General features: G+C 35.5%; 17 protein-coding genes and 1 pseudogene. 2 read left to right on the top strand and 16 right to left on the bottom strand.

Translation table 11 applies throughout. The annotated features are described in order from the left end of the window. Positions 1–201: 201 nt before the first annotated feature. Both ACQ9BO_RS17920 and ACQ9BO_RS17915 read left to right on the top strand, forming a co-directional pair. The gene (locus ACQ9BO_RS17920; protein WP_431241833.1) at positions 202–468 is read left to right on the top strand and encodes an MFS transporter; all 267 of its coding nucleotides are present in this window, start codon (positions 202–204) and stop codon (positions 466–468) included. Further along, on the top strand, positions 459–1,424 hold the full coding sequence (locus ACQ9BO_RS17915) for an MFS transporter (RefSeq protein WP_431241832.1): 966 nt from the start codon (positions 459–461) through the stop codon (positions 1,422–1,424). Before ACQ9BO_RS17920 ends, ACQ9BO_RS17915 begins: the two co-directional genes overlap by 10 nt. On the opposite strand, the gene ACQ9BO_RS17910 is transcribed toward ACQ9BO_RS17915, so the two are convergent. The 16 genes and pseudogenes from ACQ9BO_RS17910 to ACQ9BO_RS17835 form a co-directional block, all read right to left on the bottom strand. Further along, positions 1,410–1,784 (bottom strand): hypothetical protein, encoded by a 375-nt coding sequence (locus ACQ9BO_RS17910; RefSeq protein WP_431241831.1) that lies wholly within the window; start codon positions 1,782–1,784, stop codon positions 1,410–1,412. The two genes, ACQ9BO_RS17915 and ACQ9BO_RS17910, sit on opposite strands and share 15 nt — an antisense overlap. Before the next feature lie 123 nt (positions 1,785–1,907). Further along, a complete protein-coding gene (locus tag ACQ9BO_RS17905; RefSeq protein WP_431241830.1) occupies positions 1,908–2,360 on the bottom strand; it encodes a polysaccharide deacetylase family protein in 453 nt (150 codons plus the stop codon). A 146-nt stretch (positions 2,361–2,506) separates the two neighbouring features. Continuing rightward, positions 2,507–3,874 (bottom strand): alginate export family protein, encoded by a 1,368-nt coding sequence (locus ACQ9BO_RS17900; protein ID WP_431241829.1) that lies wholly within the window; start codon positions 3,872–3,874, stop codon positions 2,507–2,509. Between the two features lie 3 nt (positions 3,875–3,877). Then, the gene (locus tag ACQ9BO_RS17895; RefSeq protein WP_431241828.1) at positions 3,878–4,000 is read right to left on the bottom strand and encodes a hypothetical protein; all 123 of its coding nucleotides are present in this window, start codon (positions 3,998–4,000) and stop codon (positions 3,878–3,880) included. 22 nt (positions 4,001–4,022) lie between these two features. Continuing rightward, positions 4,023–4,901: an MBL fold metallo-hydrolase gene (locus tag ACQ9BO_RS17890; RefSeq protein WP_431241827.1), complete on the bottom strand. Its 879-nt coding sequence runs from the start codon at positions 4,899–4,901 to the stop codon at positions 4,023–4,025. 238 nt (positions 4,902–5,139) lie between these two features. Next, on the bottom strand, positions 5,140–5,964 hold the full coding sequence (locus tag ACQ9BO_RS17885; RefSeq protein WP_431241826.1) for an amidohydrolase family protein: 825 nt from the start codon (positions 5,962–5,964) through the stop codon (positions 5,140–5,142). Further along, positions 5,918–6,421 carry an amidohydrolase family protein gene (locus tag ACQ9BO_RS17880; protein WP_431245151.1) on the bottom strand — a complete coding sequence of 168 codons (504 nt, stop codon included), beginning with the start codon at positions 6,419–6,421 and terminating at the stop codon, positions 5,918–5,920. The genes ACQ9BO_RS17885 and ACQ9BO_RS17880 overlap by 47 nt, the downstream gene beginning before the upstream one ends. Continuing rightward, positions 6,418–6,903: an amidohydrolase family protein gene (locus ACQ9BO_RS17875; RefSeq protein ID WP_431241825.1), complete on the bottom strand. Its 486-nt coding sequence runs from the start codon at positions 6,901–6,903 to the stop codon at positions 6,418–6,420. The genes ACQ9BO_RS17880 and ACQ9BO_RS17875 overlap by 4 nt, the downstream gene beginning before the upstream one ends. Before the next feature lie 8 nt (positions 6,904–6,911). Next, on the bottom strand, positions 6,912–7,931 hold the full coding sequence (locus ACQ9BO_RS17870; RefSeq protein ID WP_431241824.1) for an alpha/beta fold hydrolase: 1,020 nt from the start codon (positions 7,929–7,931) through the stop codon (positions 6,912–6,914). Positions 7,932–7,970: 39 nt separating this feature from the next. After that, positions 7,971–8,768, bottom strand: coding sequence for an alpha/beta hydrolase (locus tag ACQ9BO_RS17865; protein ID WP_431241823.1), 798 nt, complete (start codon positions 8,766–8,768; stop codon positions 7,971–7,973). A 256-nt stretch (positions 8,769–9,024) separates the two neighbouring features. Further along, entirely contained in the window at positions 9,025–9,459 is a 435-nt protein-coding gene (locus ACQ9BO_RS17860; protein WP_431245150.1) for a helix-turn-helix domain-containing protein, read from the bottom strand. 48 nt (positions 9,460–9,507) lie between these two features. Then, positions 9,508–9,944 (bottom strand): annotated as a pseudogene (locus ACQ9BO_RS17855) (sigma-54 factor interaction domain-containing protein); the annotation flags it as partial. 158 nt (positions 9,945–10,102) lie between these two features. Then, positions 10,103–10,972: a response regulator gene (locus ACQ9BO_RS17850; RefSeq protein WP_431241822.1), complete on the bottom strand. Its 870-nt coding sequence runs from the start codon at positions 10,970–10,972 to the stop codon at positions 10,103–10,105. 14 nt (positions 10,973–10,986) lie between these two features. Next, positions 10,987–12,570 (bottom strand): sensor histidine kinase, encoded by a 1,584-nt coding sequence (locus tag ACQ9BO_RS17845; protein WP_431241821.1) that lies wholly within the window; start codon positions 12,568–12,570, stop codon positions 10,987–10,989. A gap of 173 nt (positions 12,571–12,743) precedes the next feature. Beyond that, positions 12,744–13,982 carry a sensor histidine kinase gene (locus ACQ9BO_RS17840; protein WP_431241820.1) on the bottom strand — a complete coding sequence of 413 codons (1,239 nt, stop codon included), beginning with the start codon at positions 13,980–13,982 and terminating at the stop codon, positions 12,744–12,746. An 8-nt stretch (positions 13,983–13,990) separates the two neighbouring features. Next, complete coding sequence (locus ACQ9BO_RS17835) at positions 13,991–14,761, bottom strand: response regulator (protein WP_431241819.1); 771 nt, start codon at positions 14,759–14,761, stop codon at positions 13,991–13,993. Positions 14,762–14,774 lie beyond the last annotated feature (13 nt).

Genomic DNA, 14,774 nt, shown 5'->3' with positions numbered 1-14,774 from the left:
CAACGAAATAATTTTATGGCGTTTTTTGAAGCTTGGTTGTTTTTATCGATGCCTTTTCTGTTTTTTTGCGTTTCTTTGTCCCATTAAATCTTATGTCAAGATTTAAAAAGTTTATTTCCTTTAGAAAGTTCGAGTAAGAATTAGAATCAATGTCAAATAATAAAAAATCCATTTATACACTTCAGTTTATGCTTGCTTTGTATGAGCTCGCTTTTATTTTCCTCCAGTTTCAATATGATTATACCAGAACTTCCGAATTACCTTAGTAGTTTGGGAGGAGCTGAATATAAAGGACTTATTATCTCGCTATTTACTCTTACAGCAGGATTATCGCGACCTTTTAGTGGAAAACTGACAGATAAATGGGGACGTGTTCCGGTTATGGCGGTTGGATCTGTGGTTTGTTTGATTTGTGGTTTTTTGTATCCCATATTAAGTTCAGTTGCTGGTTTTCTTTTTTGCGTTTAGTTCATGGTTTTTCAACTGGATTTAAGCCAACGGCGACATCTGCTTATGTTTCGGATATTATTCCGCAAGAACGTTGGGGCGAAGGCCTTGGAATGCATGGTTTATGCTTTAGTATTGGAGGTGCGCTAGGTCCTGCATTGGGTGGCATGGTGGCTAATGCTTACGGAATTGATGCTATGTTTTACAGTTCTTCATTTCTTGCTTTTTTGTCTATCGTGATTGTGATCAACATGAAGGAAACTTTGGAAACTAAAGAAAAACTTCATAAATCGATGTTTTTTCTAAGCCGTACCGATATTATTGATGTTGGTGCACTTCCCGCAGGCATCATTACATTTTTTTCTTATTCGGCATACGGATTAATTCTGACCTTGATTCCCGACTGGAGTGAACATCTTGGAACACAAAATAAAGGCGTATTTTTTACTGCTTTTACGGTTGCATCTGTTCTTGTGCGTTTTGGTGCAGGAAAAGTTTCAGACCGATATGGAAGAACAAATGTTTTACTCGTTGGATTAATTATTACGTCTTTAGCAATTTATACCATCAGCGAAGGCACAGATGTAACAATGCTGTTGATAGGTGCCGGAATTTACGGAATGGGGACAGGCATTTTATCTCCAGCCATAAACGCATGGACAATTGATTTGAGCAAGCCACAACAGAAGGGGAAAGCGATTGCGACGATGTACATTTCAATGGAATTGGGTATTGGTTTGGGCGCTCTCTTGGGAGGAAGTTATTACCAAGATCAGATTATGCGAATACCACAGATCTTAAAAATGGATATTTTGATGCTAGTATTGGCGATTTTATATTTAGTGTATTGGAAAAGAAAGAAAAAAGTCGAGCGGCTAAATCGCTTACATAATCTAGATTTTGAAAACCTGCAAAAAATCCTTGCAGGTTTTTTGTTTCCACCATTTTTGTTCAAAAGGAATTTATTCTCTAATTGATGTTTTATCCTGAAGCGTCATTTTGGCAATCTCGTCTTTTCTTTTAAAAGTTACGCCATTGTGTTTTTTCATATAATCCAGCAAGTCTGAGACTGTTTTTACCATTTGTGGTGTTCCGCCTATTCGGTCGTGAAAACTGATAGACATTTGTCTGCGTTTAAATTCACTTTCGGCATAGAGTTGGTCAAATTCAGCTTTTACTTGATTAAAGAATTGGTCAGTGGAAAAATTTTTGCCTTCAACCAAAACAATATCATTACAGCGAATGGTGTAGGGAACAACAACAAAATCTTTTTTATTGGCTTGTATAATAAAAGGCTCGTCTCGGCTTAAATCATCTATATGATAGATAAAACCCAATTCTTGCAGGATTTTGATTGTGTTTTCTCCACGTCTGAGCCAATTGGCATTGTAGCCAACTGCCGTAAAACCCGTTATATTTTTTATAGCATCAACACCGTCTTTGATGAATTTTTTTCTTCTTCATAAGACATCGCATATTCTGAACTCCAGTTCATTCCATGCGCTGCATGCTTCATGCCCGCGTTGTACAATTTCTTTGGCAAGTGCAGGATTTTTTAATACAGCGGAACCTACCATGTGCGAGGTAATTTTTATGCCGTGTTTGTCCCAGTTGTCCAGCATTCTCGGAATTCCTTCTTTATAACCATATTGATACCAAGTTTCAGCAGGTAAATCACGATATCCTTTTTGCATATTTTGAGGAAACGGACTTTCGGCATTTTCTGGTTGCCCGCCTGCTTCAAACTGCATCGAAACTGAAACGACTAATCTTGAACCGTCTAACCATTTGTTTTGTATTTCAGAATCCATTTTTTCTTGTTTTATAGGGTTTGAAAATGCATCAACAGGATTTGCCATTACTGCGGCGCCTGTTAAACCCGCCATTTTTATAAAGTTTCGTCGTGTTGTCATCTTTTTTACTTTTTGAATTTATAAAAGCTTTTTATTCTGAATGTTTTAATCTCGCAAAGTCGCAAAGACGCAAAGTTTAATTAAAAGGCTTAGAAAAAAGACTTTGCGTCTTTGCGACTTTGCGAGCAATTCTCAGCCAAAAAAACTTAAAATTTAAGTCGCATCGTAACGCCTGTAAAAAACATATTTTTTCCGGTTCCTGCGGCTTTTAAGAAATCCCCAGCTTTAAACCAAGTTGCCTCAACGCGGAAATACAAATATTGATTTGGCGTGTAGATAATTTCGCTTTCTAATTGTTTTCCAATTTCTTTGGCATCTGTCGCGTCGCCAGGATAAATCATGATGGTGTTTGGGCCGTAAATTCCATCTTCGCCGCTGTATCTCCAAAACATATCATAATCGATAACCCAATCGATGTTTTTTGCCAATTCTAAACTAATCGACGGATGAAAATCAACAAGATTCGAAGGACCAATTACAGATGCTAATCCGAAATAAGCGCCTCTTGGAAACAAAGGATTAAAAGTATTTAATTTAGTATCCCCATTCGTTTTATCTCCGCTGATCAATTCGACTTTAATTCCGAATTCTGGTTTTAAAACTACAGATGGAAGCCTGTATCCCGTATTTAAAGAAACCGTCCATGCTTTAATGTCTTTAGAAGCAACATCTCCAAATTGATAAACCGCTTCGGCATCATAACGCCATTCGTTGTATTTCCCCCAAATACGTGTTCCCACAGAATGACGTAATTCTTTTCCGCTGGCATCATCAAAATTGGCATTTGCTCTTTCGTAACCTAAATAATAAAGATCAATATTTTTGATGGCTGGAATTTTATTGATTACAAAATAACTTCCCCAAAATTGTCTTTTTTTATTCGAATAATCATCGAAAATACCGTCTTGAGCCACAACATAATGGCTATAGAATAAATCGGCACGATAATTATTTATTCCCAAAATTGCTTTTGCGGCATCAAATGACTGACGATTATTTGGTCCGTCACGAACCGCAACCAAGCGCTGAGAACCATAACTTAATTCTTGTCTTCCAGCTCTAAAAATCAATTGTTTGTTTCTTTCTGAAATGACATTAATATCAATAAATCCCTGATGCACTTCAAGCGGATTGCTGTCAACCGGACTGGGATCTATTCTTCCATTTGCATTACTGCTTTGAAGCTGAATAAAAGCTCGGAAATATTTGCTTGAATGAAAATCGGCGTGAAGCAAAAATCGGTTTAAAATGTAGCCGTCAGGATCTTGCGGATCGTCTCCCCATTTTTCATTTTTGGCATAGAAATATTGATACCTGACTTCTCCTCCAAAACTCAAATAAGTTTTCCCCGAAGAGGAAAGAGGCATATATTTCATGGTTTTGTGCCAACTTTTTTTGACGGTATCTTTTTGTAAAACTTCATAGTTTTCGTCAAATCGCAGTGGTTTAAAGTCTGGATATGACTGAGCATGAAGGTTAATACAAATAAGTAATAATAGAATGATTTTTTTCATGGCTTATTTGCCTAAACTGTTTTTCTTAATATCGTTGTAAGCGTTTGGAATATTGAAATTGTAATGCAACCAATTAAAAAGTACATAACCTTTATCAAATTCCTTCATCGTGACAGATGCTTTCACTTGCTCTAAAGTTTCCCCTTTTTTAACAGCAGACTTCTACATTTGTCTTCAAAGCATTTACATAATCAATAGTGTATTTAATTCCTTTTTTATTTGTAATTCGGCCGTGACCAGGAACGACAACATCATTATCGCCAATCATGTCATAAATTTTTTGAAGATTGCGAACAGGCTCCAAAAAATACCCGTCAAACAACCAAGGAATCGTTGGACTTTCAGCAATAAACGGATTTCCAGCCCACAATACATTTTTGTCTGAATCCTTCAAAAATACAAACAAATCTGCTGGCGATTGCGCTGTTCCTACATTAATAATTTCTACAATTTTATTGCCTCCCAAATCCAGTTTAATACTTTGATTTACTGCAATTGTAAGATCAGCGGGACGGTAAACGCTTTGTTCTATCCCGCGATCTTTTCCAAAAAGCATGATCATAAATTGTTTTATGTTTTCGAAATTCTTAGAAAGATTTTCTTTGCAGAATTCATTTTGTATCAAAATAGTTTCTTTTGGTAGCAGATAATTTCCAAAACAATGATCGCCATGATCGCTGGTATTTATTGCGTAAACTATTGGTTTTGGAGTAACAGAACGAATCAGTTTGTACAATTGATCGTATAATCTTTTGTTCAGCATAGTTTCGATCAACAAAACGCCTTTATCACCCACAATGAATCCAGCAGAAGTAGCTTGTGGAATTCCTTTTGTAGTTTCGGTTTCAGTCGTTGATGGCGAAACCGCATAAACATTATCCGAGATTTTATGCAATTGCAAGTTTACTTTATTGGCATCCCAAATTGGAACTTCTGGTGGCATTGGAAATTGCGCATACGTTTTTTGTGCCGATAAAAACACGACGACAAAAAGTATTGGAATTAAAATAGATTTATAATTTTTCATGGTTTATTAATTTTGTTAATGTTCAATTTTATTAGAAGCAAAAGCATTTGGCATTTTTGGATTCATGGTTCCTGCTCTCCGCTATATCTTTGCTTTTTTAAAGAAAAAAGCAAAGGATGTCGCTTCGATCAGGGCTAAAGGGTGAAAAATCGCTTTCTTGCAATCATCCCAAAAAAGAAAAAATCCGTTCAAATCCGCGTCTTCGCGAAAGCGAATCAGTAAAATCCGCGTGCCATTCTCATTTTTGATAACCTCCAAAATATTTCACAGGAGACCAATCCGGAATTACCGCAGGAATTTCTGGATTCAAAGCTTTATATTCCGCGGAAGCGTAAACAATTTTGCCATTAACAATCGTCAAAACCGATTCGATTTTTCGGATATCATCTGGTTTAAGCGAAAAATAATCATCTGATAAAATGGCCATATCGGCATACATTCCTTTGATTAATTTTCCTTTGTCTTTTTCTTCGCCAGAAAACCAAGCACTTCCAGAAGTATATAATTGCAAGGCTGTGAATTTGTCTAAAACCTGATCTTTAGGCCAGAACTGCATGCCACCAATTGTTTTTCCAGTTAAAAGCCAATGCAATGACATCCAAGGATTGTAAGTTGAAATTCGTGTTGCATCTGTTCCCATTCCAACTGGAATTCCTAATTCTAGCATTTTTTTAATTGGAGGCAATTGTGTTTTTGGAGCGCCATATAATTTGTTATACAATTCACCTTGATAATACATTCTGAATTGAACTGCGATACCGCCACCTAATTTTTTAACACGTTGTAATTCTGATGGTGTAATAGTTTCGGCATGATCGAAAAACCAGCGCAAACCGTTAAACGGAATTTCTTTATTCACTTTTTCAAAAACATTCAGCATTCTGTCAATAGATTCGCCGTAAGTGGCGTGAAGTCTAAAAGGCCATCTGTTTTTCACCAAAAGCCGAATAATAGGTTCCAAATCCGTTTCCATTTCATCAGATAATACAATTCGTGGTTCTAGGAAATTCTCAAAATCAGTTCGCTGAAGCGACGATGTTTTCTCCAGCGCCTTCTTCAACATAACCATTTGCTACAATCAGATTGTCATTTTTATTGATTTTGGTTTCGGCAACCCATTTTTCATAATCTTGTAATTCTTTGCCTTTTTGTTGTGCAAACAAATAGTATGAAATTCGGAGACTCAGTTTGTTTTGTTTGGCCAAATCTAACGAAGTAACATAATCAGCAGGGAAGTTTTGGCTTCCACCCGCGAGATCAATAACACTTGTCAATCCGAAGCGATTTAGTTCATGATTAAATTGTATGGAACTGTTGATTCGTTCTTCGGGAGTTAATTTTGTTGTTAATCCCATCGTCATGTAAATGGCTTTTGGAGTTTCTTTGGCGTACATCAAACCCGTTAAATTTCCGTTGGAATCTTGTTCTAAAAGACTTCCTTCGTATTTAGTGTTTTTGTTGTAACCAAGAACTTCAATTCCTTTTTTGTTTAGAAAAGCTTTTCCATATAAATACGTTATAAAAACCGGTTTATCAGGAACTGCGGCATTGATTTCGTCAATTGTGGGCTGTCTTTTTCTTCAAACTGAAATTCATTCCAGCCTCCAATAACTTTAATCCAAACACCATCGGGAGTTCTTGCGGCTTGTTCTTTCAGCATTTCCATGGCGCGTTTTAAGGTTTTTACACCATCCCAGCGCAATTCTGAATTGTAATTCAAGCCTTCACGAATTACATGCATATGACTGTCATTTAATCCCGGAACTACCGTTTTTCCTTTGGCATCAATCAATTTTGTTTGTTCTGATTTATAAGAAGAAAGGATGTTTTTCTCGGTTCCAACGTCCAGAATAATTCCGTCTTTCATTGCAATTGCTTGAACAAATTCTCCTTGTTTCTGCATCGTTGCAATTTTTCCATTATAAATAATCAGATCAGCTTTTTGCTGGGCTTGAGATGACAAGCCCGCAGAAAGCAATAGAATTAATAATAATTTTTTCATGATTTTTGTTATTTAGCCAAAAAGAAGGCTAGTAAATCTTTTTGTACTTGTGCCGTATTTTCTTGAACTAACCAATGCCCAGAACCAGCAATTTTAGATTCGGTAACATTTTCAGCAACTAATTTCGAATGGTCTTTAAGAAACGCAGCGACGAAATATTCTCCGCCCATTGCTAATAATGGCATTTTCAGTTTTTTCTTTGCGAAAATAACATTGTCTTTTCCATCTTGATCAAATGCGCCAAACCATTTAAATGCCGCAGTTGTACCTCCTTCAGTAGCATAAGCTCTAATAAATTCAGCTGATTCTTCTGGAGTAAATGGATCTTTTACATGTCCTACAATTGGCCAGAAATTAGTCAAGAATTCTTTTTCTTTTCCTTTAACAATTTCTCCAGAAGCAGGCCATCCGAAGAAACCAAACCACCACGCAGATCCTTTTACATTTGACCAAACTGGCTCAATTCCAGGCAAAAGTGCGTCCATCAAGGCTAGTTTATTGACGCTGTCGCCATATTGTGCGGCATAAGCATACGCCACCATAAGTCCGATGTCGTGCCCAGCCAAGTTGATTTTTTTATACCCAAGCTGATTTACCAATTCATGAATATCAGATGCCATCGTTTTTTTATCGTAACCGCTTTCTGGTTTGTCAGATTCGCCGACACCTCTTAAATCAGGAGCAATTACGGTGAAATGTTTAGAAAGTTCTGGCAATAAGCGATTCCACATGTACCAGTTTTGCCCAAAGCCGTGAACTAAAACTAGAGGATCGCCTTGTCCGCCAATTACATAATGGATTTTGATTCCGTTTACAGTTGCAGTTGCATGTTTAAAATTTGCTGGCGGATTTGCTGGCGCAACTTCTGCTGTTTCGGTTGTTTCTGCCGGTTTTGCTTCTGGCGTAGACGTTTCTTCGGTCTTTTTATTACAAGAAATTAAGGTCAATATTAAAATAGCAACAGCTAGAAACTGTTTCGCTTTTGTTTTTAAATTGAAAAAAGTAGTGTTTAATGAATTTGTTTTCATGATTAAAATTTTTAGAAGTGGTTAATGATTAATTGATTATTATGAATTTTGCGGAGGCAGTTTGGCAATCCATTCTTGGATGTAAACTGCTATTTCCTGCCATCCGGGCTGATTTAATACGAAGTGATTTCGATTTGGGAAAACCTTGAAATCGGTGATTGAATTTTTGTCGGAGTATTTTTTGTAGTTCGAAAAATTCAATGACTCGGGAATAGTGTGATCGATTGATCCTGCAATTAGCAATAACGGTTTATGCGGTGCCTTAAAATCTACTTTTGCAACAGAAGTTATCGTATCACGAACAATTAATTTAGATTCAGGAATTGCCGATTCACAATACGCTTTATCCTGCCATTCTTCAGGCATTCCGTTTGTAAAGGCATATTGCCACTGCGGAAAACTCATTAAGAAAGTTTTTTTGGTAGAAGTGAAAAAACCAAGTGGTCCCCAACCCGCCTTTAGGAAAGAAAATTTAAACGTCATTATTCCTTGAGGAGGAACCGAATGTATTGCAATTGCAGACGATGCTAGATTGCGCCGCAAGAGTATTTGCGCAATAAGCCCGCCAATAGAATGCCCAATTATAATAGGTTTCTGTGGAAGATTTTTAGCGATATTCTCAAAATATTCAATTAATTGAGACAATCGCAAACTCGCAATCTCCGGATCAGGATGACGGTCGCGCAAAACATTTGCTGGCGCATCTTTGTACGGCCATGCAGGAGCAAGGGTTTTAAAACCTTTGTTCTCAAAAAATAGTTTCCATTCATCCCAACATTTATTACTGACAAAAGCTCCCGTAATAAAAAGAATCGTAGTAGGGTTTTCGGTTAGCATAATATACATTTTAATGTTATGCCAAACTCTAAACTAAAACCGAACCTAAATTGTAACTATTTGATTTTTAAATATTTAGATATTTTAGAAGTAACTATGCCAAACTATATATCGTTAAAAAACGAAAAACCCCCAACTTAATATCGTCTTTTTTAATTATGAGTTATGAATTATGAATTATGAGTTGTGAATTTTTGAATTTTAAAATTTCAAATAAAAACTAGGTAATTAACAATTCATAATTTACCATTCACAATTAAAAATGACTTCTCTTAATCCCTAATTTTTGCATTCTTGACGCTAATGTAGTAGGAGGAAGGCCCAATATTTCCGAAGCACCGCCTGCGCCTCTGATTCTTCCGTTGCATTTTTCCAAAACATTGATAATGTGTTCTCGTTCATTTTCTTGGATGGTTTTGAAGTACCATTCGTTTGATTTATTGTTAACTTTGATTTCGTCAAAAGCAGGAAGCGGAATATGTTCTATAGTATCTGTTTTAGCCAGAAGAATGCTTCTTTCAATAAGATTCTCTAGTTCGCGAATGTTTCCTGGCCAATGATAAGCTAAAAGACTTTTTAAGGCAGTTTCTGATATTTCACGTACATTTTTCCCCGTTTTAGCGCTATATACCGCAATAAAATGACGGGCGAGAAGTCCTATGTCTTCTTTTCGTTCTCGTAATGGTGGCATTTGGATTGGAAAAACATTTAAACGATAATACAAATCAAGTCTGAAACGCCCATCTGCAACTTCTTTTTCGAGATTGCAATTGGTCGCCGCAATTATTCGAACATTTACTTTTATGGGAAGATTTCCACCAACGCGCTCAATCTCTTTTTCCTGAATTGCGCGAAGCAATTTTGCTTGCATTTCCAGAGGCATATCGCCAATTTCATCCAAAAACAAAGTACCATTGTTGGCTTGCTCAAATTTACCAATTCGTTTTTCGGTTGCACCTGTAAAAGATCCCTTTTCATGCCCGAATAATTCTGATTCAATAAGACTCGGCGGTAAAGCGGAGCAATTGATTTTTATGAACGGACCATTTTTTTACCAGATAATTGCTGAATGCTATTGGCAATACTTTCTTTTCCTGTACCGCTTTCGCCAGTAATCAAAACAGTTGTGTCTGCTGGAGCAACCTGTATAATATGATCGAATAACTTTAAAAGCATTGGGCTCTTGCCAACAATAGATTCGAATCCGGATATTTTTGTGTTTTTTCCAGTACTGTGATTTACAGCTGAGGTATTTTTTTGATCTAATTTTTTATCTGCATGAATTAAATTTTCAATAGCATATATCAAAGGCTCTTGGAGCCTGTCGCACAATTTTAAATGGTTTTTGTTGTAATTGGTAGCTTGTCTGCTAAAAAAGACAAATATAGTCCGCCGTTTTCATTAAGCGATAGCGGAACAGGAAGCATCAAATTGGACTTCATGTTCATTGAATTGGCAATCATTTTTTTGATTGGTGTTTTTTCGCATATTTTAACGAAATCATCGTCGTTATAGAATGTTGCATCAGTTTCAACTTTGCTTTTATTTCTTAATTCGTTGATTTCAGATTCCTTTAAAGCCGTAATGTTTTGCAATTCTTCAATTCCAATTTTCTGATATTCGTGCAAACCTGTTCTTGCGTATCCTAAAACGCGATTGGATAATTTGCCGTCAATGTAAAAAACAGCCATTACAAGATCAAAAGATATAAGAGATTGTAAAGAAGTGACAATATTCAAAACACGATCATCCCAAGTACCGCTTTTTTTGACGATTGATTTTAATTGTTTCTGAAATAAAAGCTCTTTTCTGATTGAAGATTCTATTCCGTGTTCTTGATGATATTCGGCGATTTCAATCGTAATCAATAAATCTTTTTCACGAAAGGGTTTTACTAAAAATCCATATGGATGTGTGAGTTTTGCTTTATTCAGCACTTCTTCATTAGAATTGGCAGAAAGGTAAATAAAAGGAATATTATTTTCTCTGAGTATTTCGGCAAGATCAATTCCCGTTTCTTTCCCTAAAAGAAAAATGTCCAAAAGAACCAATTCGGGTTTTTCCTGAGCAATATAATATTTGGCATCCGAAACTGATCGCGCCATTCCAGTAATCGAATGTCCCGCTTTTTTCAGCATCAATCGCAAATGATTTGCTTCTACAAACTGATCTTCAACAATAAGAATTTTTAAAGGTTTTGCCATTTTATAGAATTAAATTAATCAAGATTATTTTCATTGACAGTAAATTCCAAAGTTATTTTGGTACCGTTTGCGTTTGTTATTAAAAACTTTCCTTCTATATCAGCGGCCAAACCATGCATTAATTTTACACCTAAAGAAGGATTGTTATAAGGATCAAAATCGGGCGGAAGCCCAATGCCATTGTCACGTATGATGAGTACGTAATTATTGTCGTTATTTTGTTTTAGAGAAATATTGATAATGCCTTTTTCTTGATTTGGAAAGGCATATTTTATTGCATTTGTTACGGCTTCATTAAAAATAAGCCCAATGGGAATAGAGTGCGATAAGGGAAGACTAAAATTGTCAACATCTAGCTTAAACCGAATATTGTTTTGTATTTCGAAGGAATCTTTTAGATATTCTGTCAATTCAAAAATATAAGATGACATTTCAATCAAAGATAAATTCTCAGATTGATACAATTTTTGATGAATCATGGACATCGTCTGAATTCTGTTTTGACTGTCATTGATGGCCTGAACAGCTTCTGGTGTCTTTAAGAATTCAACCTGACTTGCTAATAAACCAACAACCATATGGAGATTGTTTTTTACTCGGTGATGAATTTCCCGCAACAGCCATTCTTTTTCGACTAATAGATTTTGGAGTGTGTTATTTTTTTTATTGATCTCATTTTGTTGCGTTTCTAGTACTTTATTGGTTTTTTTCTTGAACATAAAACTTTTATAAAGCAATCCAAGAATGATGAGCAAAAGCACCAGAAAAGTGATCATTGAGTTGCGCAAAATTGCCTCATTATTAAGTTTGCTTTGTTGCAAATGGTTTTTGTTTCTTAATTTGATAATATCTCTGTTTCTTTTTTCGGCTTCATAAATAATATTAAGTCTTGTAGAAATTGGATAAATAGCTTCTTCTTTTAAATGTCTTGCTCTATAATAAAATATAGCTTTTTTGAGGTAATTTAGAGAACTATTAAAATCAGAAGAAGAAAAATACAATTCGCTAATTTCTCTGTAGCAGTCGCCAATTCTTTTATTATTTCCCGATTTTTCAAATATAGAGGCCGCTTTAAAAATTGGATCCAACCTTTGCGCTATTGGTGCATTAGTTCGCATTTTAGAAGACCAAACCATAACCCAGGATTCTGCCAAATCATCTAAATCATCGGTCTGGGTTAATGCTTCGATTGCTTTTTTTGCGCAAATTTCTATCATTTTATTGTTGTTTCGCAATTCACTCACCATGGAGAGTTGCAAATAGCATTTCCCGATATAAATATTAGAATGAAGCGCTAAACTTATTTTAAGTGCCTGTTCACCATATTCAAATGCTTTTTCTAATGTTTTAGGGTTGTTGTAAGAAGCTTCATACCAATCGCTTACTTTTAATAATATTTTGATTTTATCGATGTTTTCTGGTAATGAGGGCAATTGTATTTCCGCTTTTTTTACTTGCTGTTCAGTATATGGCGCTTCTTTTTCTTTATGATATTTGTTTGTTGGAAGGCTTTTTTCTGCTGTTTCAATTTGTTTTTCATTTTTTAAATGAGTCAATGCATTTAAGTCCCCAATTGTAAATAAAACAAGGAGAAACAAAAAAACTTTTGTTTGGTTAGAAAACATCTTTGGTTGAATTAAACTTGCTATACGAAGGTATTGATAATTATGTACCTAAGTTTAAAATATCATAAAATTGATTGCCGACGATATTTCGTCGGCAATCAGATGAATTTAGCTTCTAAATGTTGAATATGAGGAAAGATATAAACTTAAGATTGCGGAATATAAATGTCAAAAGTTGCGCCTTGCATGGGTTGTGAAGTTGCGATTATGATCCCATTGTGATTTTCAACTATTTTTTTGACAATAGCAAGACCTATTCCGGTTCCGTCATAAATATCTCGGCTATGCAATCTTTGAAAAACGCCAAATATTTTTTCGCTGTGCTCGGGTTCAAAACCAATTCCGTTATCTCGAAAACTGATATGGCAGTAATTTTCAAGCGGAACCAATTTATCATTATGCAAATCTTTTCCAGTTGCAATACGGCTTTTGATTTCAATTTCTAGCGGAATTTCCTTTTGAGAAAATTTAAGCGAATTGTTGATCAGATTTTCGAGAAGCTGAATAAACAAAAACGGAATGATATTGACTCTTCCATGCAAATCAGTGATAATTTGGGCATTTTTTTCTTTAATATTTTCTCTAAGCGCTTCTTTTACATTATCGACAATCGATTCGAGATCAGTGTTTTCATAAATACGATCAATGACATTGGTTCTTGAAAAAGCTAAAAGGTCGTTAATCAATTCGCGCATTCTGTTGGTTGAATACAAAATCCGATCAAATTTTAGTCTTCCGTCGGGACTTAAATTTTCGTATTCTTTTGCTAGAATAATATTTGAAAAAGTTTGGATTTTTCGCAATGGTTCTTGAAGATCATGACTTGAAATATGCGTGAATGCGTCTAATTCGGTATTTTTTCTTTTTAATTCGTTTGCATATTTTTCAATAGCAAGATATTGCGCTACCAAATCGTCATTGGCTTTTGTAATTTTTGCGTTCAGTGCGTTTGTTTCTTCTTCTTTAATCTGTAATTCGCGTGTTTTCTTATATAATTCAGTAAAAACCATCACTTTTGCTTGAAGTATTTCGGCAGATAATGGTTTTATCATATAATCAACTGCGCCAGATTGATATCCTTTAAAAATATAATCTGACGTATTCATATTGGCGGTAAGAAAAATAATGGGTACGTGTTTGAGTTTGTCGCTTTGCCTAATAAGCTCAGCAGTTTCAAATCCGTCCATCAAAGGCATTTGCACATCCATTAGAATAATTGCAAAATCTTGGCTTTTCAAAAGAATCCGCAGAGCATCTTTTCCTGATGTGGCCTCAACAAATTGATAGCCACGATCAGCAAGAATGACTTGTAAAGAAAGCAGATTTTCCTTTTTGTCATCAACTAATAATATTTTAACAGGAGATTTTTCCATGATGTTTTTCATTTAAAATATTATTTCAGCCAAACCCTCATTAATGAAGACAATTGTTCGACATTAACCGGTTTGGTAATATAATCAGAAGCTCCAGACTCAATACATCTTTGTCGGTCTCCTTTCATGGCTTTTGCAGTAACGGCAATAATGGTCAAATCTTTGTGTCTTGCATTTTGTCGAATGATTTTCATCGTCTCATAACCATCTAATTCGGGCATCATAATATCCATTAAAACAATATCCATTTTGGCATTCTGATTTAAAATCTCAATCGCTTCATGACCACTTTCGGCACTGATTACATCAAGACCAAATCGCTCTAAGGCCGTAGTCAAAGCAAATAAATTTCGGACATCATCATCAACAAGAAGCACTTTTTTATTTATTAGGACGTCTTCTTTTAGATAATATGTTTCAATTTGTTCCCTCATGTGGTCTGGCATATCTTTATATACACGATGCAAGAATAGGGCGGTCTGATCTACTAATTCATCGATTGAAACTGCACTTTTGGTTATAATGCTGTGTGCAAATCGGCTTAATTTGCTTCGTTGTTTTTTATTGACATCGCCTGCAGAATGAATAATTATAGCGGTTTCTTGTCCGTTGATGTTGTTTTCTAAATCACTGATTAAATCCAATCCATCAGCATCTGGGAGAACGAGATCCAAAATAATGCAATCAAAAGATTTTTCTTGAATCAATTCAACGGCCTTTTTTGCTGTAAGTGCGGTTGAAATCAGAATGTCATCTCCTTTTACAGCTTCGACAATTCGTTTTAAGTCCACTGGATTATCGTCA

The organism is Flavobacterium sp. P21, assembly GCF_050632225.1.
In the GTDB taxonomy this organism is placed as follows: domain Bacteria; phylum Bacteroidota; class Bacteroidia; order Flavobacteriales; family Flavobacteriaceae; genus Flavobacterium.
The sequence above is the reverse complement of the archived record's forward strand: the minus strand, read 5'-3'. Positions and strand labels throughout refer to the sequence as shown.

Coding starts and splice junctions, on each gene's coding strand:
- ACQ9BO_RS17920 (WP_431241833.1), top strand. CDS start 202: ATGAGCTCGCTTTTATTTTCCTCCAGTTTCAATATGATTATACCAGAA.
- ACQ9BO_RS17905 (WP_431241830.1), bottom strand. CDS start 2,360: ATGACAACACGACGAAACTTTATAAAAATGGCGGGTTTAACAGGCGCC.
- ACQ9BO_RS17900 (WP_431241829.1), bottom strand. CDS start 3,874: ATGAAAAAAATCATTCTATTATTACTTATTTGTATTAACCTTCATGCT.
- ACQ9BO_RS17890 (WP_431241827.1), bottom strand. CDS start 4,901: ATGAAAAATTATAAATCTATTTTAATTCCAATACTTTTTGTCGTCGTG.
- ACQ9BO_RS17885 (WP_431241826.1), bottom strand. CDS start 5,964: ATGTTGAAGAAGGCGCTGGAGAAAACATCGTCGCTTCAGCGAACTGAT.
- ACQ9BO_RS17875 (WP_431241825.1), bottom strand. CDS start 6,903: ATGAAAAAATTATTATTAATTCTATTGCTTTCTGCGGGCTTGTCATCT.
- ACQ9BO_RS17870 (WP_431241824.1), bottom strand. CDS start 7,931: ATGAAAACAAATTCATTAAACACTACTTTTTTCAATTTAAAAACAAAA.
- ACQ9BO_RS17865 (WP_431241823.1), bottom strand. CDS start 8,768: ATGCTAACCGAAAACCCTACTACGATTCTTTTTATTACGGGAGCTTTT.
- ACQ9BO_RS17860 (WP_431245150.1), bottom strand. CDS start 9,459: ATGCCACCATTACGAGAACGAAAAGAAGACATAGGACTTCTCGCCCGT.
- ACQ9BO_RS17850 (WP_431241822.1), bottom strand. CDS start 10,972: ATGGCAAAACCTTTAAAAATTCTTATTGTTGAAGATCAGTTTGTAGAA.
- ACQ9BO_RS17840 (WP_431241820.1), bottom strand. CDS start 13,982: ATGAAAAACATCATGGAAAAATCTCCTGTTAAAATATTATTAGTTGAT.